General features: G+C 70.2%; 18 protein-coding genes and 1 pseudogene. 9 read left to right on the top strand and 10 right to left on the bottom strand.

Features of this window, described 5'->3' with window-relative positions:
* The first annotated feature begins 30 nt into the window (after positions 1-30).
* The 3 genes from FK498_RS07740 (at position 31) to FK498_RS07730 (ending at position 2,289) form a co-directional block, all read left to right on the top strand.
* Positions 31-1,080: a ribonucleotide-diphosphate reductase subunit beta gene (locus FK498_RS07740; RefSeq protein ID WP_141853253.1), complete on the top strand. Its 1,050-nt coding sequence runs from the start codon at positions 31-33 to the stop codon at positions 1,078-1,080.
* 160 nt (positions 1,081-1,240) lie between these two features.
* On the top strand, positions 1,241-1,903 hold the full coding sequence (locus FK498_RS07735) for an SCO family protein (RefSeq protein WP_141853251.1): 663 nt from the start codon (positions 1,241-1,243) through the stop codon (positions 1,901-1,903).
* 104 nt (positions 1,904-2,007) lie between these two features.
* Entirely contained in the window at positions 2,008-2,289 is a 282-nt protein-coding gene (locus FK498_RS07730) for a hypothetical protein (protein ID WP_141853249.1), read from the top strand.
* 520 nt (positions 2,290-2,809) lie between these two features.
* Here the strand turns inward: FK498_RS07730 and FK498_RS19915 are convergent.
* The 3 genes and pseudogenes from FK498_RS19915 to FK498_RS07715 all read right to left on the bottom strand — a co-directional run.
* Positions 2,810-3,672, bottom strand: a pseudogene (locus FK498_RS19915) (DDE-type integrase/transposase/recombinase); the annotation flags it as partial.
* 157 nt (positions 3,673-3,829) lie between these two features.
* Positions 3,830-5,059, bottom strand: coding sequence for a bifunctional glutamate N-acetyltransferase/amino-acid acetyltransferase ArgJ (argJ, locus tag FK498_RS07720; protein ID WP_141853246.1), 1,230 nt, complete (start codon positions 5,057-5,059; stop codon positions 3,830-3,832).
* A gap of 35 nt (positions 5,060-5,094) precedes the next feature.
* On the bottom strand, positions 5,095-5,949 hold the full coding sequence (locus tag FK498_RS07715; protein ID WP_141853244.1) for a peptidyl-prolyl cis-trans isomerase: 855 nt from the start codon (positions 5,947-5,949) through the stop codon (positions 5,095-5,097).
* A gap of 233 nt (positions 5,950-6,182) precedes the next feature.
* On the opposite strand from FK498_RS07715, the gene secA reads away from it, so the two are divergent.
* Positions 6,183-8,906: a preprotein translocase subunit SecA gene (secA, locus tag FK498_RS07710; RefSeq protein ID WP_141853242.1), complete on the top strand. Its 2,724-nt coding sequence runs from the start codon at positions 6,183-6,185 to the stop codon at positions 8,904-8,906.
* 89 nt (positions 8,907-8,995) lie between these two features.
* On the opposite strand, the gene FK498_RS07705 is transcribed toward secA, so the two are convergent.
* Both FK498_RS07705 and FK498_RS07700 read right to left on the bottom strand, forming a co-directional pair.
* Positions 8,996-9,319, bottom strand: coding sequence for a septal ring lytic transglycosylase RlpA family protein (locus FK498_RS07705; protein ID WP_237560875.1), 324 nt, complete (start codon positions 9,317-9,319; stop codon positions 8,996-8,998).
* A 66-nt stretch (positions 9,320-9,385) separates the two neighbouring features.
* Entirely contained in the window at positions 9,386-10,789 is a 1,404-nt protein-coding gene (locus FK498_RS07700) for a M20/M25/M40 family metallo-hydrolase (RefSeq protein ID WP_141853240.1), read from the bottom strand.
* A 70-nt stretch (positions 10,790-10,859) separates the two neighbouring features.
* On the opposite strand from FK498_RS07700, the gene FK498_RS07695 reads away from it, so the two are divergent.
* From FK498_RS07695 to dgcA, 4 genes are read left to right on the top strand one after another with little or no spacing between them, the layout of a single operon-like run.
* Positions 10,860-12,200: an acyclic terpene utilization AtuA family protein gene (locus tag FK498_RS07695; RefSeq protein ID WP_141853238.1), complete on the top strand. Its 1,341-nt coding sequence runs from the start codon at positions 10,860-10,862 to the stop codon at positions 12,198-12,200.
* Positions 12,197-12,568, top strand: coding sequence for a hypothetical protein (locus FK498_RS07690; protein ID WP_141853236.1), 372 nt, complete (start codon positions 12,197-12,199; stop codon positions 12,566-12,568). The genes FK498_RS07695 and FK498_RS07690 overlap by 4 nt, the downstream gene beginning before the upstream one ends.
* A 31-nt stretch (positions 12,569-12,599) precedes the next feature.
* On the top strand, positions 12,600-13,607 hold the full coding sequence (gene dgcN, locus FK498_RS07685; protein ID WP_141853234.1) for an N-acetyltransferase DgcN: 1,008 nt from the start codon (positions 12,600-12,602) through the stop codon (positions 13,605-13,607).
* 2 nt (positions 13,608-13,609) lie between these two features.
* On the top strand, positions 13,610-14,596 hold the full coding sequence (gene dgcA / locus FK498_RS07680; protein ID WP_141853232.1) for an N-acetyl-D-Glu racemase DgcA: 987 nt from the start codon (positions 13,610-13,612) through the stop codon (positions 14,594-14,596).
* 22 nt (positions 14,597-14,618) lie between these two features.
* Here dgcA and FK498_RS07675 read toward each other — a convergent pair whose 3' ends face one another.
* The 5 genes from FK498_RS07675 to FK498_RS07655 form a co-directional block, all read right to left on the bottom strand.
* Positions 14,619-15,644, bottom strand: a complete 1,026-nt coding sequence (locus FK498_RS07675; RefSeq protein ID WP_141853230.1) for an ABC transporter ATP-binding protein — start codon at positions 15,642-15,644, stop codon at positions 14,619-14,621.
* A complete protein-coding gene (locus FK498_RS07670) occupies positions 15,634-16,629 on the bottom strand; it encodes an ABC transporter ATP-binding protein (protein WP_141853228.1) in 996 nt (331 codons plus the stop codon). Before FK498_RS07670 ends, FK498_RS07675 begins: the two co-directional genes overlap by 11 nt.
* 10 nt (positions 16,630-16,639) lie before the next feature.
* Complete coding sequence (locus FK498_RS07665) at positions 16,640-17,569, bottom strand: ABC transporter permease (protein ID WP_141853226.1); 930 nt, start codon at positions 17,567-17,569, stop codon at positions 16,640-16,642.
* Positions 17,570-17,572: 3 nt separating this feature from the next.
* A complete protein-coding gene (locus FK498_RS07660) occupies positions 17,573-18,559 on the bottom strand; it encodes an ABC transporter permease (protein ID WP_141853224.1) in 987 nt (328 codons plus the stop codon).
* 144 nt (positions 18,560-18,703) lie between these two features.
* Positions 18,704-20,293 (bottom strand): ABC transporter substrate-binding protein, encoded by a 1,590-nt coding sequence (locus FK498_RS07655; RefSeq protein WP_141853221.1) that lies wholly within the window; start codon positions 20,291-20,293, stop codon positions 18,704-18,706.
* A gap of 147 nt (positions 20,294-20,440) precedes the next feature.
* Between FK498_RS07655 and FK498_RS07650 the strand changes: the two genes are divergently transcribed.
* Positions 20,441-21,145, top strand: a complete 705-nt coding sequence (locus tag FK498_RS07650) for a Crp/Fnr family transcriptional regulator (protein ID WP_161988348.1) — start codon at positions 20,441-20,443, stop codon at positions 21,143-21,145.
* Positions 21,146-21,289 lie beyond the last annotated feature (144 nt).

The following is a 21,289-nucleotide window of genomic DNA, read 5'->3' as shown; positions in this document are numbered from 1 at the left end:
CCCCCGTCCATCGCCGAGGAGATACCGCCGGTGAGCGCCGCCAGCCCCTCCCCCGAGCCCGGCCAGGGCCGCCTCGACCTCCTGACCGAGAACCCGGTCTACAAGCCGTTCCGCTACCCTTGGGCCTACGACGCCTGGCTGACGCAGCAGCGCATCCACTGGCTGCCGGAGGAGGTGCCGCTCGCCGACGACGTGAAGGACTGGCACAGGTCGCTGACCAGGGCCGAGCGCAATCTTCTCACCCAGATCTTCCGCTTCTTCACCCAGGCGGACGTCGAGGTGAACAACTGCTACATGAAACATTACTCCCAGGTGTTCAAGCCGACCGAGGTGCTGATGATGCTCTCGGCCTTCTCCAACATCGAGACCGTGCACATCGCCGCCTACTCGCATCTTCTGGATACGGTCGGCATGCCGGAGATCGAGTACCAGGCCTTCCTCAAGTACAAGGAGATGAAGGACAAGTATGACTACATGCAGACCTTCCGGGTCGATTCGAAGGTCGAGATCGCCAAGACGCTGGCCGCCTTCGGCGCCTTCACCGAGGGGCTGCAACTCTTCGCCTCCTTCGCGATCCTGCTGAACTTCCCCCGCTTCAACAAGATGAAGGGGATGGGCCAGATCATCTCCTGGTCGGTGCGCGACGAGACGCTGCACTGCCTCTCGGTGATCCGGCTGTTCCGCACCTTCGTGGAGGAGAACCCCGAGATCTGGACCGAGGCGCTGAAGCGCGAGATCCGCACGATCTGCGAAACGATCGTGCATCACGAGGACGCCTTCATCGATCTCGCCTTCGAACTGGGCGGGGTCGAGGGTCTCGATGCCCCATCGGTGAAGCGCTACATCCGCTTCATCGCCGACCGGCGGCTGGTGCAGCTCGGGCTCGAACCGGTCTACCACGAGGCGAAGAACCCCCTCCCTTGGCTCGACGAGATGCTGAACGCGATCGAGCACACGAACTTCTTCGAGAACCGCGCCACCGAGTACAGCCGTGCCGCCACCCAGGGCACGTGGGAGGAGGCCTTCGCCGACCACGTCTTCGACACGCCCCAGCCGACCGGCGCGATCCTGACGCACTGACGGGGCGGGGGGACGGTCCCTCACCCTCTCTCGTCCGTGGCGTGTGCTCGGGGGGGCCGCCGGCAACGCGGCCCCGTCCCGGGGAGAAGGCCGGGAGGGACGCATCACGTCCTGGCGCGCCGCCTTGGCGGGGGCGGGGCGGGAGCGTATTGAGCCGCCGATGTCCGCGCCCAAGCCCCCGCCCGCCCCGATCCGCTGGCTGCGCACGATCCGCCTCGTCGCCTACGGGCTTGCCGCCCTGCTCGCGGTCGGCACCGGCGCCACCCTCTGGCTGCGCCATGACGCCGGTATCGAGCAGCGGCTCGGCGGCATGGCGGTCCCGCCTTCGGTCTCGATCGGCGGCCCGTTCACCCTGACCGACCACACCGGCGCGGCCGTGACCGAGACGAGCTACCGGGGCCGGCTGATGCTGATCTTCTTCGGCTTCACCCACTGCCCCGATGTCTGCCCGACCGAGCTTCAGGTGATCGCCGAGGTGCTGGACGCGCTCGGCGAGGATGCCGCGCGGGTCGCGCCGCTGTTCGTCACGGTCGATCCCGAGCGCGACACGCCCGAGGCGCTCGCCCGCTATGTCGAGCTGTTCGATCCGCGCATCATCGGGCTCACCGGCACGCCCGAACAGATCGCGACGGTGGCGCGGGCCTACCGGGTCTACTACGCCAAGGTGCATCCGCCGGATGCGACCGAGTACACGATGGATCATTCCTCCTTCGTCTACCTGATGGACGCGGAGGGGCGCTTCGCCGGCCTGTTCCGCCACGGGGCGCCGGCGGCGGAGATCGCGGCGGCGATCCGGGCGCAGCTTCGCCGTCCGGGTGTCTGAGCCCGGGCCGGACCGATTTCAGGTTCTCGCCCGCGCCCGATTCGCATAGACTCTGGCGGAAAGCGAGGAGACATGGGGCGTTCCCGGACTGCGAAGGGGCTGTCATGAGTGCTGACGATCTCGAGATCGAGGCCCGCGAACGCGACGGCTTGCGCAGCCCGCCGCGCTACAGCCGGCGGCTGTCGGACAAGATCCTGATCGCCTTCCACCATGCCTGCGACCAGGGCGACTTCGAGGTGGCGGAGCAGCTGCTCCATATCCTCGAGATGATGCTCACCCGCCGCCCGTTGAGCCCGGATACCAACCGGCGCAAGAACATGGAGAGCCTGGTCGCCGCGCATGAGCGGCTGTGGCATCTGCGCCACCCGGAGGCGAGCCAGGTCTGACATTCCGGTTCAGGGACCGTCGGAGACTGGCCGTGTGGTGTGGTCGGGCGCCGCGTTTAACGGTCGGCTGCACCGCGACCAGCGATCGTGATGGGGAGGAGACCCGTCGGCCGCATATGCGCCGGGCGCGCGGCGGGCCCGGCCGGCGCTCGTGCGGCGGGGTGGTGCGCCGGCGCAGCCCTGTGCGGGTGTGCGGGCGTCTTCGTCATTCATGAGGATGCTGCCTCCGGCATCCCCGTACCCCCCAGCCGAGGCGCGCGCCGATGCGTGGAGGAGTGGCGCGGCTCCGCCTCGTCCGTCTCGGCGCGATGCGCGTGCCCGGTGAGGGAGCGCGTTTCGGCGCGGCGCGCATTCGCCTCACGCCACCCGACACGGCGGAAGTCCCGTCGGCTCCCGTTTCCCCCAACCCGCACCGGAGAGTTCCGCGAAACGCTTGCGGATGGGCGCTGTTATACCGAGTCCCGCTGCTCAGAACCGATGGGCCCATTCGCGGAGGGCGATGGAGGTGATGCGCCGGGCCGAGCCTAGCGAACAGGTGCTCGTCGAGGCACTCGTCGCGCAAGCGGCCGATGAGGCTCTCGATGAAGCCGTTCTGCTGCGGCTTGCCGGGCGCGATGTGGTGCCATTCAACCCTGCGCTCCTCCGCCCAGCGCACGATGGCATTCGAGGTAAGCTCGGTGCCGTTGTCGCTGACGATCACCGCCGGACCGCCGCGCAGCGCCATGATCCGATCGAGCTCACGCCCGACCCGCGGCCCCGACAGCGAGCTGTCCGCCACCAGCGCCAGACCCTCGCGGCTGGAGTCATCGACGGCCGCCAGAATGCGGAAGCGGCGGCTGTCGACGAGAGCGTCAGCAGCGACGTCGAGGCTCCAGCGCGGGTTGGCTCCCTGCGGCATCGCCATCGGCACCCTGGTGCCGAGCGCCGGCGCACCCTCAGCCGCTCCTCGCGATAGAGCCGGAACAGCTTCTTGTGGTTCAAGGCGATGCTCTCCCGCCGCAGCGGGATCGCCAGCCTCCGATAGCCAAACAGCCGCCGTGCATTGGCCAGCTCTCCCAGGCGCGCCCGCACACCGCCATCCTCCCCTCGCCTGGAGGCACAGCGGCAGGTCGTCGGATGCATCTCCGCCAGCTCGCGCAGGTGCGGCGCTGGGAGCAGCCCTTCTCCTCGATCGCCCAGGTCCGCTGATCTTCTCACCCCGGGTGTCAGAAGTCTTTTCCGAGCATCTCGCGCAGCGTCGCCACATCCAGCATCGGCTCCGCCACGTGCAGAACGTGGCATCGCCGATCCCGTACTTGCGGCAGATCTCCGCTGCCCCGGCCCGGCTGCGTGCTCCTTCAGGACCCCAATCACCTGAACGTCGCCGAACCTGTTCCGGCGCATCGTCCGTCTCCTCTCAAGAGAACGGACCCTACCTCGCGCCAAGGGCACTCAAGGGGCAAGGTCACGCCCCCCCTCCGCCTCATCGCCGGAGAGGGCGGGTCACAGATCACCCCCGCGCCGAAAGCCCAAAACCGATCCCGGCCATCAAAAAGCCGCTCTAGGAACGATACGATCCGTTGATGTCGATGTAGCCGTGCGTCAGGTCGCAGGTCCAGACCGTCGCCCTGCCGCGGCCGAGGCCCAGATCGACCTCGATCCGGATCTCGCGGCCCTTCATGTGCGCGACCACCGGCGTCTCGTCATAGTCGGGCACCACCCCGCCGTCCTTCGCCATCCACACACCGCCCACCGCGACCGAGAGCCGGTCGCGATCGGCCGGCTCGCCGGCCTTGCCGACCGCCATCACGATCCGGCCCCAGTTCGCGTCCTCGCCGGCGATGGCGGTCTTCACCAGCGGCGAATTGGCGATCGAGAGCCCGATCCGCTGGGCCGACCGGTTCGTCACCGCGCCAGCGACATCGATGCGGATCAGCTTCTGCGCCCCCTCGCCGTCGCGCACCACGGCGAGCGCGAGGTCCATCAGCACCTCGTTCAGAGCGCGCGCGAAATCGCGCAGGACCGGGCCGCCCTCGGCCGGCACGCGCGCATGCCTCGCCTGGCCGGTGGCGAACACCAGCACCGTGTCGCTGGTCGAGGTGTCGGAATCGACCGTGGTGCGGTTGAAGCTGGCGTTCACCCCTTTCGCCAGGAGCTTCTGCAGGGCGGGCGCCGGCACCTTCGCGTCGGTGGCGATGAAGCAGAGCATCGTCGCCAGGTCGGGCGCGATCATGCCGCTGCCCTTGGCGATGCCGGCGATCGTCACCTCCGCCGCGCCGATGCGCGCCTTGCGCACCGACCCTTTCGGGAAGGTGTCGGTCGTCATGATCGCGCGCGCGGCCCGCTCCCAGCCATCCTCGGCGAGCCCCGCGAACAGCCCGGGCAGCACGGCGGTGAGCTTCTCGGTCGGCAGGCGCTGGCCGATCACGCCGGTGGAGGCGAGGAACACCTCGCGCGGCCTGCAGCCGACCAGCTCGGCTGCTGCCTGCGCCGTCGCCTCGCAGGTCTCCCGGCCCGCACGGCCGGTGAACACGTTCGCATTGCCGGCGGTGACGACGAGCGCGCGCGCGCGGCCACCCCTCAGCGCCGCGCGGCACCAGTCCACCGGCGCGCCGGGGCAGCGGTTGCGCGTGAACACGCCGGCGACCGTCGTGGCCGGCGGGAAGACCATCATCGTCACGTCGTCGCGCGCGACATAGCGGATCCCGGCACGCCCGGCACCGAGACGCACGCCGGCGACGGGCGGGAACGGAGGCAGCGGGACGGCGAGCGGCGAGACCGGATGCGTCATGGCGGGAGGACCGGCAGGCGGCGGTGGCGCGGGGCTCAGCGGGGCGCGGCGGGCAGCGGCGCGCCATCGAGCCCGAAGCGCTCGATGCGCGCCTGGCTGCGCAGCCGTTCGACCAGCGTCTCGGCGACTTCCTCGGAGGCGGCGCGGCGCAATCCGGGCTCGGCCTCCTCGAAGCTCGGCCTGGGCTGCTCGCGCCGCTCCTCGACCTTCACGACGTGCCAGCCGAACTGGGTCCGCACCGGCTCGGCGGCGACCTGGCCGGGCGGGAGCGTGAAGGCGACCTCGGCGAGCGCTTCCGGCATCTCCTCCTTCTTGAAGAACCCGAGATCGCCGCCCTCGGCCGCACCCGGGCCGCGGCTCCTCTCCTTGGCGGTTGCGGCGAAGTCGGCGCCGCGGCCGAGCGCGGCGATGATCGCGCGCGCCTCGCTCTCGGTCTGCACGAGAATGTGACGCGCGCGCACCTCGGCCTCGGCCGGCTTGTCGAGGATCTCCCGCTGGTAGCGCGCCCGCAGGCTCGCTTCCGTCACCTGGGCCTCGATCTCGCGGCCGATCAGCGCCTGCTGCAGCAGCTGCTCCTCGATCCGCGCCATCTGGCGACGCAGCTCGGGGCTGTCCTGCAGACCCGCCTGGCGCGCGGCCTGGGTGAGGACCCGTTCGCTGATCATCTGGTCGATCAGCAGCGGAAACAGGATCTGCGGCGGCATGGAGCGGAACTGCTCGGGCAGGCGCTGGGCCTGTTCGGCGACCTCCGAGAGGCGGATCTCGGCGCCGTCCACCCGCGCGACCACCGGGTCCCCGCCCGGTGCAACGGGCTGGATCTGCGCCAACCCGGCCGGGGCGGCGAGCAGCGCCGTCGCCAGAAGCGCGGCGCGAAGCGAGCGGGCGGACATGCGGGCGATCCTTCGTGCGGGCTGGCGGGAGCGCCTCCCGTGGCCGCGATCATGGCGGAAGCCCGCGGGTCCCTCAAGCCGGCGCCCGGGCGTGATTGACGGCCGGGCGGCGGCGCGCCTATCTGACCGTCGGGACCCTGCCCCCGGTGGTGCTCCGGCGCAAGACGGGCGGGGCAGCGGCGGGTCCCCGCACCGCGCAGCCCGCGCCAACACGGCCACCGCAGGACAATCGCATGCTGTCTCGACTTGCCCGCGTCCTCCTCGGCACCTCGAACGATCGCGCGCTGAAGGTGCTGCGGAAGCGCGTCCCCGCCATCAACGCGCTCGAGCCGAAGATGAAGGCGCTGTCGGACGCCGAACTCGCGGCCCAGACCGTGCGCTTCCGCGAGCGCCTGGCCAAGGGCGAGACGCTCGACGACCTGCTGCCCGAGGCCTTCGCCACCGTGCGCGAGGCGGCCGTGCGCACGCTGGGCCAGCGGCATTTCGACGTGCAGCTGATCGGCGGCATCGTGCTGCACGAGGGCAAGATCGCCGAGATGAAGACCGGCGAGGGCAAGACCCTGGTCGCCACCCTGCCGGCCTATCTCAACGCGCTGACCGGCAAGGGCGTGCACATCGTCACCGTGAACGACTATCTCGCCCGCCGCGACGCCGAGTGGATGGGCCAGATCTACACCTTCCTCGGCCTCACCGTCGGCGTGATCGTGCACGGGCTGACCGACGAGGAGCGCCGCGCGGCCTATGCCTGCGACATCACCTACGGCACCAACAACGAGTTCGGCTTCGACTACCTGCGCGACAACATGAAGTACCGGTTCGAGGACATGGTCCACCGGGACTTCCACTACGCGATCGTGGACGAGGTCGACTCCATCCTGATCGACGAGGCGCGCACGCCGCTGATCATCTCCGGCCCCGCCGACGACTCCTCCGAACTCTACCGCCAGGTCGATGCCGTGGTGGCCGAGCTCGTGAAGGACAGCGCGACCTACGAGAAGGAGGAGAAGTTCAGGACCGTCTCGCTCACCGAGGCCGGCAACGAGCGGGTCGAGCAGATGCTGCGGGACGCCGGGATCCTGAAGGAGGGCAATCTCTACGACAGCGCCAACGTCACGATCGTGCATCACCTGACGCAGAGCCTGCGCGCCCATACCCTGTTCCGCCGCGATGTCGATTACGTGGTGCGCAAGGACCCGCGCGACGGCATCGACAAGATCGTGATCGTCGACGAGTTCACCGGCCGCATGATGGAAGGCCGGCGCTACTCCGACGGGCTGCACCAGGCGCTGGAGGCGAAGGAGCACGTCCCCGTCCAGCCCGAGAACCAGACGCTCGCCTCGATCACCTTCCAGAACTACTTCCGCCTCTACCCCAAGCTCGCCGGCATGACCGGCACGGCGGCGACCGAGGCCGACGAGTTCGCCGAGATCTACAGGCTCGAGGTGGTCGAGATCCCGACCAACGTCCCTGTCGCACGCAAGGACCTGGACGACGAGGTCTACCGCTCCGCGCGCGAGAAGTACGACGCGGTGATCGCGCTGATCAAGGAATGCCGCGCGCGCAACCAGCCGGTGCTGATGGGCACCACCTCGATCGAGAAGAGCGAGGCGGTGAGCGAGCTCCTGAAGAAGGAGAGGATCCCGCACAACGTGCTGAATGCGCGCTTCCACGAGCAGGAAGCCTACATCATCGCCCAGGCCGGCGCGCCCGGCGCGGTGACCGTCGCGACCAACATGGCCGGGCGCGGCACCGACATCCAGCTCGGCGGCAATGCCGAGATGCGCATCCGGCTCGAGCTCGCCGGGATGGAGGAGGGCGAGGAGAAGGCGGCCCGCGCCGCCGCGATCCGCGACGAGGTCGCGCGGAACCGCGAGATCGTCAAGGCCGCGGGCGGGCTCTACGTGATCGGCACGGAACGCCACGAAAGCCGCCGCATCGACAATCAGCTGCGCGGCCGATCGGGCCGCCAGGGCGATCCGGGCGCGTCCAAGTTCTTCCTCTCGCTCGAGGACGACCTGATGCGCATCTTCGGCTCCGACCGGATGGGCGGGATGCTGCAGAAGCTTGGCCTGAAGGAGGGCGAGGCGATCGTCCATCCCTGGATCAACAAGGCGCTCGAGAAGGCGCAGAAGAAGGTCGAGGCGCGCAACTTCGACACGCGCAAGAACCTGCTGAAGTACGACAACGTGATGAACGACCAGCGCCGCGAGGTCTATGCGCAGCGCCGCGAGTTCATGAAGGCGAACGACGTCTCCGCGACGGTGGCCGAGATGCGCCACGAGGTGATCGCGGACGCGGTCGCCAGGCACATCCCCGAGCACGCGATGCCCGAGCAGTGGGACGCGGCGGGGCTGCACGACGAGATCCTGCGCCTGTTCGGCCTCGACCTGCCGATCGAGGACTGGGCCAAGGAGGAGGGCATCGACGAGGCCGACATCCGCGAGCGGATCACCAGGGCCGCCGACAGCCTGATGGCGAAGAAGACCGCCGATTTCGGCGCCGACCTGATGCGCCAGATCGAGAAGTCGGTGCTCCTGCAGATGCTCGACCAGGTATGGAAGGAGCATCTGCTCACGCTCGACCATCTGCGCCAGGGCATCGGCCTGCGCGCCTACGGCCAGCGCGATCCACTGAACGAGTACAAGAACGAGGCGTTCAACCTGTTCAATGCTATGCTCGCGCATCTGCGCGAGCGCGTGACCGCGCTGCTGGCGCGCGTCGAGCTTGCCCCGCCGCCGCCGCCAGAGCCCGTCTACTTCACCAGCGCGGCCCCCGACCGGGATGCGCCGGAGCCCGCCGAGGGGGGCGGCGGCACCGCCGTGCTGACGCGGCCTGCGCGCGGGCGGCAGGGACAGGTCGATCCCGCCGATCCCTCGACCTGGCACCACACGCCGCGCAACGCGCCCTGCCCCTGCGGTTCGGGCAAGAAGTTCAAGCACTGCCACGGTCGGGTCTAGAGCAGGTCGCGTGCGGCTGGGGTCAGCCGCATGCGTGACGATGCGCGCGAGGACCGGTTGGAGCGGTTCCCGCCCGTGTGGATTCCGCTCTACGGCAGGCTAAGTCGCACCGGCGCGGTGCCGCGGCCGCGGAAGCCGAGCGCATCCGCGGCCGCCTCGGAGACGTCGATCACGCGCCCGTCCGCCCAGGGGCCGCGATCCGTAACGGTGACGATCACGGAGCGGCCGGTGTCCACGCGCGTGACGCGGACCTTGCTGCCGAGCGGCAGCGTGCGGTGCGCCGCAGTCAGCGCGCGCGGATCATAGGGTGCGCCGCTCGCCATGCGCCGCCCGCGCAACGAGCGCGCGACCCAGGACGCCTCGCCGGTCTCCGGCCAGGCGGGCGCGGTGGGGACGGCGCAGGAAACGGCCATGGCGGCAACCATCAAGCGGCGAGACATGCGCGCAGGCATGTCCACCGTGGTGGCATCGCCGGCGCGCTAGGTCAACCGTGGCGTGCTGCCGTCGCCGAGATCCCACCACAGCCCGGCCATCATCGCGATACCCTCGCGCAGGATCGCCGGGATCGCATGCTCGTCCGGGCCGTGCTGCTTGCAGCCGTTGTAGCTGTGCGGGATCCAGATCAGCGGTACCCCGAGGTGATCAACAAACACGTCGCCCGGCAGCCCGCCCGAGGCGTTCGGGATCACCTGCGGCCGGCGGTTCAGGCTGCGCGCGATGCTGTCGGCGGCGAAGCCGACCCAGGGGTTGGACGGATCGGTGCGGCTTGCCGGCATGCGGATGCCGGCATTCTCGATCGCGACCTCGGGGAACCCTGCCGCGTCGAGATGGCGGCGCAGCGCGGGAGCGAAAGTCGCGGGATCGGTATCGACCGTGTAGCGGATCTGGCAGTGCGCGCGCGCGTTCGGCGCCACCGCGTTCACCGGCCCGTCCGGCTTGCCGGAGACCATCGCCAGCACGATGAAGCTGTTCCAGCCGTAGATCTTCTCGGCCGGTGTCAGGCCGGGTTCGCCCCAGCCCTCGTCGATGGTCGCCGCCTCGCCCGCGCCGCCCAGCGGACAGCCCGCGAGCGCCGTCTTCACCGCCGGCGGGATGCCGCCGCCCGGCAGCCAGTCGCGCACCAGGATCTTCCCGTTGCGGTCCATGATCGCGGCGATGGCGTGGGCGAGGATGATCGCCGGGTCGCGGGTCAGCCCGCCCCAATGGCCGGAATGCACGCCTCCCGGCCGCAGGTTCACCACGAGATCAAAATGGAACGTACCGCGCGTGCCGCATTTGATGGTCGGCACCTCGGGATCGACGCGCGGCCCGTCCGAGCCGATCAGGACGTCGGCGGCAAGCAGGTCCTTGTGCGCGGCGACGAACTCGCGCAGGCCCCCCGAGCCGCGCTCCTCCGCCGTCTCGATCAGAAGCTTGAGGTTGAAACCGAGCCTGCCGCCGCGCTCGGCAAGCACGGCTTCGAGGGCGGCGAGGTTCAGTGCGTGCTGACCCTTGTTGTCGACCACGCCACGTCCGTACCACCTGCCGTCCTTCTCGGTCAGGCACCAGGGCGCGAGGCCCTCCGACCACTGCTCCTCGAGCCCGCGCACCGTGTCGCCGTGGCCGTAGGTGATGACGGTGGGCAGCCCGTCGCCCTCGTGACGGGTCGCGGTGAGGATCGGCCCGAGCCCGACGCGCGGGTTCGGCGAGATCGCCACCTGGAACCCCAGCCGCTCCAGCCAGGGCCGCAGGGCGCCGTCGAGATAGCGATCGAGATCGGGGCGGTGGCGCTCCTCCTGGCTGGTCGAGGGGATGGCGATCAGCGCCTCCAGCGTCCTGCGGAAGGTGCCGTCGTCGAACAGCCGCTGCGCCCGGGCGATCGCCGCCTCGCGTGTGCTTGGCATCGTGGTTCCCTTCGTGGCGATGGGCGCAGGCTGGCAGGCGCGCGCGGAGCCGTCTAGCCTCGTAGCCGTCATGGGTCCTCTGCTGGTCGGCAACGGTGCGGGCTTCTCGGGCGATCGTCTGGATGCCGCCGAGCCGGTGGTGCGCACGCTGATCGCGCGCGGCGGGCCTGCGGCGATGACCTTCGAGACGCTGGCCGAACGGACGCTGGCGCTCGGCGTGCTGGCGCGCGAGACCAATCCCGATGCCGGCCATGAGCCGGCGCTCGTGCCGCTGCTGCGGCCGGTGCTCGGCCTCTGCCTGTCCGCCGGCATCCCGATCGTCGGCAATTTCGGGGCGGCCAATCCGCGCGGTGCGGCCGCTGCGATCGCGCGGCTCGCGGGCGAGCTCGGCCTTGGCACCCCGCGCATCGCCGTGGTCGAGGGCGACGACGTGCGCGACGTGCTCGACGATCCGCGCATCGTCTGGGAGGGAAGCGCGCGACCCGCGCGACCGATCATCGCCGCCAACGCCTATCTGGGGGCCTTCCCGATTGCCGCGGCGCTGCGCGCGGGCGCGGCGATCGTGGTGACCGGGCGCATCGCCGATCCCGCGCTCGCGCTCGGCCCGCTGATCGCGCATTTCGGCTGGAACGAGCACGACCTCGACGCGCTCGCCGTCGGCACCCTCGCCGGCCATCTGCTGGAATGCGGCGCGCAGGTGACGGGCGGCTATTTCGGCGATCCCGGCGTGAAGGACGTGCCGGCGCCGGAGGCGATCGGTTTCCCGATCGCCGAGGTGGCGGCGGACGGCGCCATCACCGTCACCAAGGCCGATACGCCAGGAGGGCTCGTCGATCGCCGCACCGTCACCGAGCAGATCCTCTACGAGGTGCACGATCCGGCGGCGTATCTGACGCCCGACGTCACGCTCGACATCACCGGGGTCACGGTGGCGGAGACCGCGCCGGACACGGTCGTGGTCCGCGGCGCGCGGGGCCACGCCCGGCCGCCGACGCTGAAGGCGACGGTGAGCACCGAGGGCGGGTTCCTGGGCGAGGGCGAGATCAGCTACGCGGGACCGAATGCGCTCGCGCGTGCGCGACTCGCCGCGACCACGTTGCGCGCCCGCGTCGGTGCACTCCCGGTGCGGCTGCGGATCGACCTGCTCGGCCTCCAGGCGGTGCTCGACAGCGACGAGGGGGCGCGCGGCGGCCCGCTCGCCCCGGACGGCGAGGTGCGCGTGCGCCTCGCCGCGCTGGCCGAGGACCGCGCCACGGCGGAGGCGGCCGCGCGCGAGGTGCTCAGCCTCTACTGCTGCGGGCCGGCCGGCGGCGGCGGGGTGCGCACCGCCGTGACGCGCCGCGTCGCGACCACCTCGGCGCTGGTCCCGCGCGATCTCGTCGCCCCGCGCATCGCGATGGTCTCGCCGTGATCACCGTGCCCCTGCACGCGATCGCCCATGCGCGCACGGGCGACAAGGGCAACCGGCTGAACGTCGTGGTGATCGCGCACCACCCCGATGTCTGGCCGGTGCTGACCGAGCAGGTCACCGAGGCGCGCATCGCCGCGCTGTTCGCGCACCGCCGCCCGACCGCGGTGCGGCGCTATCTGCTGCCCAATCTGCACGCGCTCAACCTCGTCATCGACGACGTGCTGGAAGGCGGGGTGAACGCCGCGCTCAACCTCGACGGGCATGGCAAGACGCTGTCGTTCCTCGTGCTCACCCTGCCGGTTGTCGTCCCCGCCGAGGCGCTCGCCGCGGTGCGTGCCACTCTCGACGCGCGCGCGCATCGCCCCTAGCCTCCGCGCCGACCTGTCCCGGAGACCTCCCTTGCTTCAGATCCGCACCCCCTACCTGATCTTCCTCGGCGAGGCGCATGACCAGCTCGCCGGCAAGACCGGCGTCGGTGTCGCGCAATGGCGTCCGGAGGCCTGCGTCGGCCAGATGCGCCTGCCCGGCTGCAAGGCCGATGCCGGACTGCCCGACCTGACGCTGGAGGAGGCGGCCGAACGCGGCGCCAAGACCCTTCTGATCGGCACCACCACGCGCGGCGGGCGGATCAACGCCGAGTGGCAGAAGCTGATGATCCGCGCGGTCGAGCTCGGCATGGACATCGCTGCCGGCCTGCACGACCGCATCGCCGATCTGCCGGCGGTGGCGGAGGCGGCGAGGCTGCACGGACGCGCAATCCACGACGTGCGGCATCCCAAGGACGCCTTCCCGGTCGGCACGGGCGTGAAGCGCTCCGGCAGGCGCGTGCTTACCGTCGGCACGGACTGCTCGATCGGCAAGATGTTCACCGCCCTGGCCCTCGCCCGCGAGATGCAGGCGGCGGGACTGAAGGCGACCTTCCGCGCGACAGGCCAGACGGGGATCCTGATCGCCGGCTCGGGCATCCCGATCGACGCCGTGGTGGCGGATTTCATTTCCGGCGCGGTGGAGGTGCTCTGCCCCGCGAATGAAGCCGACCACTGGGATGTGGTGGAAGGCCAGGCCACCGTGCTGCACCCGTCCTATGCCGGCGTCACGGTCGGCCTGGTGATGGGCGCGCAGCCGGATGCGATGGTGATGGTGCACGACCCGACGCGGCGCACCATGCGCGGGCTGGGCGACCGCCCGGTGCCGGGCATCGCCGAGACGATCGAGGCGCACGAGGCGGTCGCGCGCATCACCAACCCGGCCGCGAGGGTGATCGGCATCAGCCTGAACACCCAGCACATGACGGAATCCGCCGCCCTGCGCGAGATCGCCGAGACCGAGCAGCGTTTCAGCCTGCCGACCGTCGACCCGGCCCGCACAGGCTGCGGCAAGATCGTCGATGTGCTGAAGGCGATGTGACGATGGTGGCCAGGCTCTCGGTGCGCGAGGAGGTTTTCCCGCTGAAGGGCTCCTTCCGCATCAGCCGCGGTGCGCGCACCGAGGCGCGCGTGCTGGTCTGCGAGATCGAACAGGACGGCGCGATCGGCCGCGGCGAGTGCACGCCCTATGCCCGCTACGGCGAGACGGTCGAGGCGGTGGCGCAGGCGATCGGCGCGATGGGCCCTTCGATCGCCGGCGGGCTCGGCCGCGAGGGCTTGCAGCGCGCGATGAAGGCGGGCGCGGCGCGCAATGCGATCGACTGCGCGCTCTGGGACCTGGAAGCGAAGCGGGCAGGCAAGCGGGTGTGGGAACTCGCGGGTTTGCCGGAGCCGAAGCCGGTGATCACCGCCTATACGCTCTCGGTCGATACGCCCGAGGCGATGGGCGCCGCGGCGAAGGAGGCTGCGGATCGGCCGCTCCTGAAGCTGAAGCTGACCGGCGACGGGCAGGATGCCGAGCGCGTCGCCGCCGTGCGCGCCAACGCGCCGGAGGCGCGCCTGATCGTCGATGCCAACGAGGCGCTGACGCTGACGGAGGTGGAGCGGATTGCGTCCGCGCTGGCCGCGGCGCGCGTCGAGCTGCTCGAGCAGCCGTTGCATGCGGAGCAGGACGAGACGCTGCGCGGCCGGCAGGTTCCGCTGCCCCTCGGCGCGGATGAGTCCTGCCACGACACGGCGACGCTCGGCCGACTGCAGGGATTGTATCAGGTGGTCAACATCAAGCTCGACAAGACCGGCGGCCTGACCGAGGCGCTGCGGCTGAAGGCCGCCGCCGAGCGGATGGGCTTCCGCGTCATGGTGGGCTGCATGCTGGCGACCAGCCTGTCGATGGCGCCGGCACATCTGGTGGCGCAGGGGGCCGATTTCGTCGATATCGACGGGCCGCTGCTGCTGGCGGCCGATCGCGAGCCTGGGTTGCGCTACGAGGGCAGCCTGGTGCACCCGCCGGAGGCGGAACTCTGGGGGTGAGCCGGGGAGCCGCAGGCAACCGCTACGCGGTTCTCCCCTCCTCCACCGCGTGGCATGCCACCTGCGCATCCGCCACGGGCCGGAGCTGGGGCACCTCGGCCCTGCAGCGCGCATTCGCCAAGGGACAGCGCGGATGGAACGCGCATCCAGGCGGCGGATCGATCGGGCTCGGCACCTCCCCGCCCACCGGCGTGCGCGCCCGCCCCGTCATGTCGAGATCCGGAATCGCATCGAGCAGCATCCGCGTGTAGGGATGCCGCGGCGTTGCGAACAGCGTCTCGCCCGGCGCGAGCTCGACAATGCGGCCCAGATACATCACACCGATCCGGTCGGACATGTGCCGGACCACGGCAAGGTTGTGGCTGATGAACAGATAGGTCAGCCCCATCTCGGCCTGCAGATCCTTCATCAGGTTCAGGATCTGCGCCTGCACCGACACGTCGAGCGCGCTCGTCGGCTCGTCGCACACCAGGAACTCCGGCGTCGACGAGAGGGCGCGCGCGATCGAGATGCGCTGCCGCTGCCCGCCCGAGAACTCGTGCGGATACTTCTCGCCGTCCTTCGGACTGAGCTTCACCTGCGTCAGCAGCTCGGCGACCCGTTCCTGGATCGCCTTCTCGTCGGTGAGCAGCCGGAAGGCGCGGATCGGCTCGGCGATGATGTCGCGCACGCGCCAGCGCGGATTGAGCGAGGCGTAGGGGTCCTGGAAGATCATGTTGATCCTCTTCCGGAGCGACTCGGCCTCGGCGCGCGAGGCCAGCCCCGCCATGTCCACGCCGTCGAAGCGGATGCGACCGCGGCTCGGCGGATAGAGCCCGACCACCAGCCGGGCCACCGTCGTCTTGCCGCAGCCGGACTCCCCCACGAGCGACAGCGTGGTGCCCCTGGGGATGTCGAACGACACGCCGGCGACGGCCTTGAGGATGCGCTTCCGGTCGCCCTGCAGCACGCGGTAGAGCCAGGGCTTGGAGACGTCGAAGTCGCGCGCGAGGTCCTCGACCTCCACCAACGCCTTCGCCTGCACGATCGCGGTCGCGTCAGGCGGCATGGCCGACCTCGCGCGCGCCTCGCGCCGGCGCGTGGAGCCAGCACGCGGCCAGGTTCGGCCCGTCGGTCGGCATCAGGTCGGGCCGCTCGACGCGGCAGCGCTCGAACACCTTCGGGCAGCGCGGATGGAAGGCGCAGCCGGGCGGGATGTCCGTCAGCCGAGGCATCGCCCCCTCGATCTGCGTCAGGCGTGCGACCTTGTGGGTGAGCGCCGGGATCGAGCCCATCAGCCCCTCGGTATAGGGATGGCGTGCATGCTTCACCACGTCGCGCACGGGACCGATCTCGGCGATCCGCCCCGCGTACATCACCGCCACGCGGTCGGCTGTCTCGGCGATCACGCCCATGTCGTGGGTGACCAGCATGATCGCCGTGCCGTGCTCGCGGCAGAGGCGCTTGAGCAGGGCGATCACCTGCGCCTGGATCGAGACATCGAGCGCGGTGGTGGGCTCGTCGGCGATCACCAGATTCGGCTCGGCGCAGAGGGCGAGCGCGATGACGACGCGCTGGCGCATCCCTCCCGAGAACTGGTGCGGATAGGCATCGACGCGCTGCGCCGCGCCCGGGATGCCTACCTCCTCGAGCCACCGGATCGCGCGCGCGCGCGCCTCCCTGTCGCTGAGCGCAAGATGCGTCTGCATCGTCTCCACGAGCTGCCGGCCGATCGAGTAGAGTGGATTGAGCGTGGTCAGCGGGTCCTGGAAGATCGCGCCGATCTGCTTGCCGCGGACATGGCGCATCTCGTCGAGCGGGATGTTGTCGATCCGCCTGCCGTTCAGGATCACTTGGCCGCCGGCGATCCGCCCCGGCGGCTCGATCAGGCGGATGATCGCCGCCCCGGTGATCGACTTGCCCGCACCGGACTCGCCGACCACACCCAGCACTTCGCCCGGGTCGATGTGGAACGAGACGTCATCGACCGCGGTGAGCGTGCCGCGGCGCGTCGGGAACTCGACGCGGAGGTTCTTGACCTCGAGCAGGGGCATCGCGCGGGCCTCAGCGCAGCTTGGGGTTCAGGGCGTCGCGCAGCCAGTCGCCCAGCAGGTTCACCGACAGCACCATCACCGCCAGCGTCATGCCCGGAAAGACGGTGATCCACCACTCGCCGGAGAACAGGAAGTCGTTTCCAATTCGGATCAGCGTGCCGAGGGATGGCTGGGTCGGCGGCACGCCGACGCCGAGGAAGGAGAGCGTCGCCTCCGCGAGGATCGCGAAGCCGAGCTGCAAGGTCGCGATCACCAGAACCGGTCCCATCACGTTGGGCAGGACGTGGCTGCGCATGATGCGCGCAGAGGAGAGGCCGATGACGCGCGCTGCCATGACGTACTCCTTGTTCTTCTCGACCATGGTGGAGCCGCGCACGGTGCGCGCGAAGGGCACCCAGTTCGAGATGCCGATCGCGAAGATCACGACCCAGAGCGCGATCCGATCGTGCAGCTCGCGCGGCAGCGCGGCGCGGACGAGCCCGTCCACCAGCAGCGCGATCAGGATCGCGGGAAAGGTGAGCTTGATGTCGGCGATTCGCATCAGCACGGCGTCCGTGGTGCCACCGACATAGCCGGCGATCAGCCCGATCGTCACGCCGAGCGTCATCGCGAACACGACCGAACAGAAGCCGACGAACAGGCTGATGCGCGCGCCGTGCATGATGGTGGAGAGCACGTCGCGTCCCTGGTCGTCGGTGCCGAGCAGGTAGCGCGGATCGCCCTCCGCGTCCCATGCCGGCGGCGTGAAGGCGTCGAGCAGGTCGAGGGTCGCAAGGTTGAAGGGGTCGTGCGGCGCGATCCAGGGCGCGAGGATCGCCGCGCCGATCATGCTCAGCGCGACCACGGCCGAGAGCACCACCACGGGCGAGCGGGTGAAGGAGTACCAGAGATCGCTGTCGAGGAAGCGGGCGAGGCCGCCTGCGGATGCGGAGGCGCTCATGGCTCAGCGCCCTCCGGCCGCGCGCAGCCCGCCGCGCAGCCTGGGATCGACCGCGTAGTAGAGCAGGTCGACGATCAGGTTGATGACGACGAACAGCAGCGCGATCAGCAGCAGATAGGCTGCCATGATCGGGATGTCGGCGTTCGCCACGGCCTGGATGAACAGCAGCCCCATGCCCGGCCACTGGAACACCGTCTCGGTGACGATCGCGAAGGCGATGATCGCGCCGAGCTGCAATCCGGTGATCGTGATGACCGGGACCAGCGTGTTCTTGAGCGCATGGCCGAAATGGACGGCGCGGTTCGAGAGGCCGCGGGCACGGGCGAACTTGATGTAGTCGGTGCGCAGCACCTCCAGCATCTCGCTCCGCACCAGGCGCATGATCAGCGTCATCTGGAACATCCCCAGCGTGATCGAGGGCAGGATCAGCGCCTTCAGCCCGGATGCGGTGAGGAACCCCGTCGTCCACCAGCCGATCGCCACCGTCTCGCCGCGGCCGAACGAGGGCAGTACGCCCAGGATCACCGCGAAGACGAGGATCAGCAGGATGCCGATCAGAAAGGTCGGCAGGGAGACGCCGATCAGCGAGATCGTCAGGAAGAAGCGGGAGAGCCAGGAGTCGCGGTAGAGCCCGGTATAGACGCCCATGGGCACGCCGACCACGAGCGCGAGGCAGGCAGCGGTGAAGGAGAGCTCGAGCGTGGCCGGCATCCGCTCCAGGATCAGGTCGGCGACCGGGCGGGCGAGCCGGTAGGAGAGGCCGAACTCGCCCTGCGCCGCGTTCTGGAGGAAGACGACGAACTGCACGTAGAACGGCCGGTCGAGGCCGAGCTCGCGCACCAGCGCCGCGCGTTGCGCCTCCGTGTAGTCCTGGCCGAGCATGATGGCGACGGGGTCGCCGACATAGGCGAACATCGAGAAGCTGATCAGGCTCACGGTGAGCATCACCGGGATCGCCTGGAGCAGCCGCGAGACGATGAAGGCGAACATGGAACGCTATCGTGCAGTCACTGGAACGCCCTCACCCTGACCCTCTCCCGCATCGCGGGAGAGGGAGCCCGGTGGAGCCGCGGCGTCCGCCCTCCCCGCATGGGGGAGAGGGACAGGGTGGGGGATGCTCGGCGCACCCCGCCCTCAGTTCATCTTCGCCCAGCGCCAATAGGGCTGGTTGTTGGCCATGTGGGGGATCGACAGGTTCGAGCGCATCGCCCAGGGGATCATCTGGTGGTGCAGCGGGATGTGCGGCACGTCCTCCCGGTAGATGCGCAGGACCTCGTGGATGGCGGCCGTGCGCCTCTCCGGATCCCCCTCGTTCTTGATGGTCCGCGTCAGCGCGTCGACGCGCGCATTCGAGTAGTTGCCGTAGTTCCAGATCCCGTTGCCGGGCTCGCCATCCTTCGAGGCCAGGAGCGACTGGATCGAGTAGAGCGCATCGAGCGTCGGCACGCCCCAACCCAGCAGGTAGATCGAGGTGTCCTCGCGCTGGATCTTGGGGAAGAAGTTGGCGAGCGGCATCGCGTTCAGGCGCGTCGTCACGCCGACCCGCGTCCACATCGCCGCCACCGCCTGGCAGATCTGCTCGTCGTTGATGTAGCGGTTGTTCGGGCAGTCGAGCGTGACCTCGAAGCCCTGCGGGTAGCCGGCCTCGGCGAGCAGGGCACGCGCGCGGTCGGGGTTGAACGGGAGGCGCACATCCTGCTCCTTCGAGTATCCGTTCACCTGCGGCGGGAACAGCGTGCCGGTGACGATGGCGTTGCCCCGCATCACGCGCGAACGGATCGCCTCGATGTCGATCGCGTGGTAGAGCGCCTGGCGCACGCGCAGATCCTTGAACGGATTTCTCCCCTTCACGCTGCTGTAGAGCAGCTCGTCACGCTTCACGTCCATCGCGAAGAAGATGGTGCGCACCTCCGGCCCCTCCAGCACCGTCACGCCCGGCGCGCGGCGCAGCCGGTCGAGGTCCTGGAGCGGCGGATCGAGCACGAAGTCGACCTCGCCCGACAGCAGCGCGGCGACGCGCGTCGCGTCCGACGTGATGGGACGATAGACAATCTCGGCGATATTGCCGTCGTTGCCCGGCTCCTTCCAGCCCCACCAGTCGTCATTGCGCACCAGCACGGTGCGCACATCCGGCTCGCGAATGGAGAGACGGTATGCGCCGGTGCCGTTGGTGTTGCGCACCGTGTGCGTCTCCTCGCGCGCGCGGGTGTTCTGCGGCTGGCGGACGTTGTTCGCCTCGGACCACTCGCGGTCCATGATGTATACCGAGGCGAACTTGTTGGGCAGGATCGGATCGGGAATCTTGGTGACGACCTCGACCGTGTGGTCATCGACCCTGACCACTTCGGCCACGGTGTCGACGAAGATGCCGTAGTTGCTGGTCGGCGCGAGGGCGCGCTGGATCGAGAACACCACGTCGTCGGCGTTGAAGACGCTGCCATCGTGGAACGTCACCCCGCGCCGCAGCTCGAAGCGCCAGCGTGTCGGCTCGACCTGGCGCCAGGCGGTGGCAAGCCCCGGCTGGAGGCCGAGATTGCGGTCGCGCATGATCAGCGCGTCGTAGATCTGCTGCAGCACCATGGTCACGGTGCCGAGGTTCTGCGAGTGCGGGTCCATCGTGTTCGGATCGCCCGACGCGCTCCAGCGCACGGTGCGCGCATGGGCGTCTCCCATCGGGCCGAGCAGTGCCGCGGCGGCTGCGGCGGCCAGCAGATGCGGTCTCATCGCTTCCATCTCCCAGGAGGCGGGTGGTTGTCGTCTTCCCGCGCGTCGCGCGACCCTAGCGGAAGCGCGCGCCGGACAGAAGCGGTCGGGCTGCCACGGTGCGGCGCCTCCTGCTATGGAGGTCAGGGCGAAGCCAGGGGAGTCGTCGTGACGCGCGAGGAGCAGGGCCGGGAGCCGGGGGCCGACGCCCGGGTCGAGGTGCTGGCGAGGAACCCGCTGTTCGGTCGGCTGCCGGCCGAGGAGATCGCCCGGCTCGCGGCCTATGCCCATGTGCGGCCGATGCGCCGCGGCGAGACGCTGTTCCGCCGCGGCGATCCGGGGGCGGGGCTGCTCGCGGTGCTGTCCGGCAAGATCCGCGTCCTTCTGCCCTCGGACGACGGCAAGGACATCGTGCTCAACACGATCCGCGCCGGCGAGGTGGTGGGCGAGATGGCCCTGCTCGACGGAAGGCCCCGCTCGGCGGATGCGGTGGCGCTGACGGACGGTCGGATCATGACGCTCGACCGGCGCGAGGTGCTGCCGCTCCTGGAGGCGCATCCGAAGCTGGCTCTGGCCCTGATCGAGGTGCTGTGCGACCGGCTGCGGCGGACCTCGACCCAGGTCGAGGAGCTGATGTTCCAGCCGCTCGAGGTGCGGCTGGCGCGGGCGCTGCTGCGGCTTGCGGCGGCGCAGCGGCTCGCCTCGGTCGCGATCACGCAGAAGGAGCTGGCCGAGCTGGTGGGCGCCAGCCGGGAGAGCGTCAACCGGCTTCTGAAGGCGTGGGAGGCGGATGGGGTTGTGTCGCTGATCCCCGGGCGGGTGACGATCCGCAACGAGGCGGCGATGCACACCCTGGCACGGGAAACGGAATAGAGGCGGGGGGGGGGGGGGGGCCCCCCCCCCCCCCCGGGGGGGCCCCCCCGGGGGGGGGGGGGGCCGGCCGCCCCCCCCCCGGGGGGCGGCGGGGGGGGGGGGGGGGGTGGGGGGGGGGGGGGCGGGGCCCCCCCCCCCCGCCGG

The organism is Elioraea sp. Yellowstone (genome assembly GCF_006704265.1).
Classification (GTDB): domain Bacteria; phylum Pseudomonadota; class Alphaproteobacteria; order Acetobacterales; family Acetobacteraceae; genus Elioraea.
Note: the sequence above shows the minus strand (reverse complement) of the source record. Positions and strands in the feature narration are given on the sequence as shown.

What these genes read in the sequence shown, in the direction of transcription:
- FK498_RS07660 (WP_141853224.1), bottom strand. Translation starts at nt 18,559, where the DNA reads ATGTTCGCCTTCATCGTCTCGCGGCTGCTCCAGGCGATCCCGGTGATG.
- FK498_RS07655 (WP_141853221.1), bottom strand. Translation starts at nt 20,293, where the DNA reads ATGAGACCGCATCTGCTGGCCGCCGCAGCCGCCGCGGCACTGCTCGGC.
- FK498_RS07705 (WP_237560875.1), bottom strand. Translation starts at nt 9,319, where the DNA reads ATGGCCGTTTCCTGCGCCGTCCCCACCGCGCCCGCCTGGCCGGAGACC.
- secA (WP_141853242.1), top strand. Translation starts at nt 6,183, where the DNA reads ATGCTGTCTCGACTTGCCCGCGTCCTCCTCGGCACCTCGAACGATCGC.
- FK498_RS07670 (WP_141853228.1), bottom strand. Translation starts at nt 16,629, where the DNA reads ATGCCCCTGCTCGAGGTCAAGAACCTCCGCGTCGAGTTCCCGACGCGC.
- FK498_RS07715 (WP_141853244.1), bottom strand. Translation starts at nt 5,949, where the DNA reads ATGTCCGCCCGCTCGCTTCGCGCCGCGCTTCTGGCGACGGCGCTGCTC.
- FK498_RS07675 (WP_141853230.1), bottom strand. Translation starts at nt 15,644, where the DNA reads ATGCCGCCTGACGCGACCGCGATCGTGCAGGCGAAGGCGTTGGTGGAG.
- FK498_RS07735 (WP_141853251.1), top strand. Translation starts at nt 1,241, where the DNA reads ATGTCCGCGCCCAAGCCCCCGCCCGCCCCGATCCGCTGGCTGCGCACG.
- FK498_RS07700 (WP_141853240.1), bottom strand. Translation starts at nt 10,789, where the DNA reads ATGCCAAGCACACGCGAGGCGGCGATCGCCCGGGCGCAGCGGCTGTTC.
- dgcA (WP_141853232.1), top strand. Translation starts at nt 13,610, where the DNA reads ATGGTGGCCAGGCTCTCGGTGCGCGAGGAGGTTTTCCCGCTGAAGGGC.
- FK498_RS07695 (WP_141853238.1), top strand. Translation starts at nt 10,860, where the DNA reads ATGGGTCCTCTGCTGGTCGGCAACGGTGCGGGCTTCTCGGGCGATCGT.
- FK498_RS07665 (WP_141853226.1), bottom strand. Translation starts at nt 17,569, where the DNA reads ATGAGCGCCTCCGCATCCGCAGGCGGCCTCGCCCGCTTCCTCGACAGC.
- FK498_RS07730 (WP_141853249.1), top strand. Translation starts at nt 2,008, where the DNA reads ATGAGTGCTGACGATCTCGAGATCGAGGCCCGCGAACGCGACGGCTTG.
- argJ (WP_141853246.1), bottom strand. Translation starts at nt 5,059, where the DNA reads ATGACGCATCCGGTCTCGCCGCTCGCCGTCCCGCTGCCTCCGTTCCCG.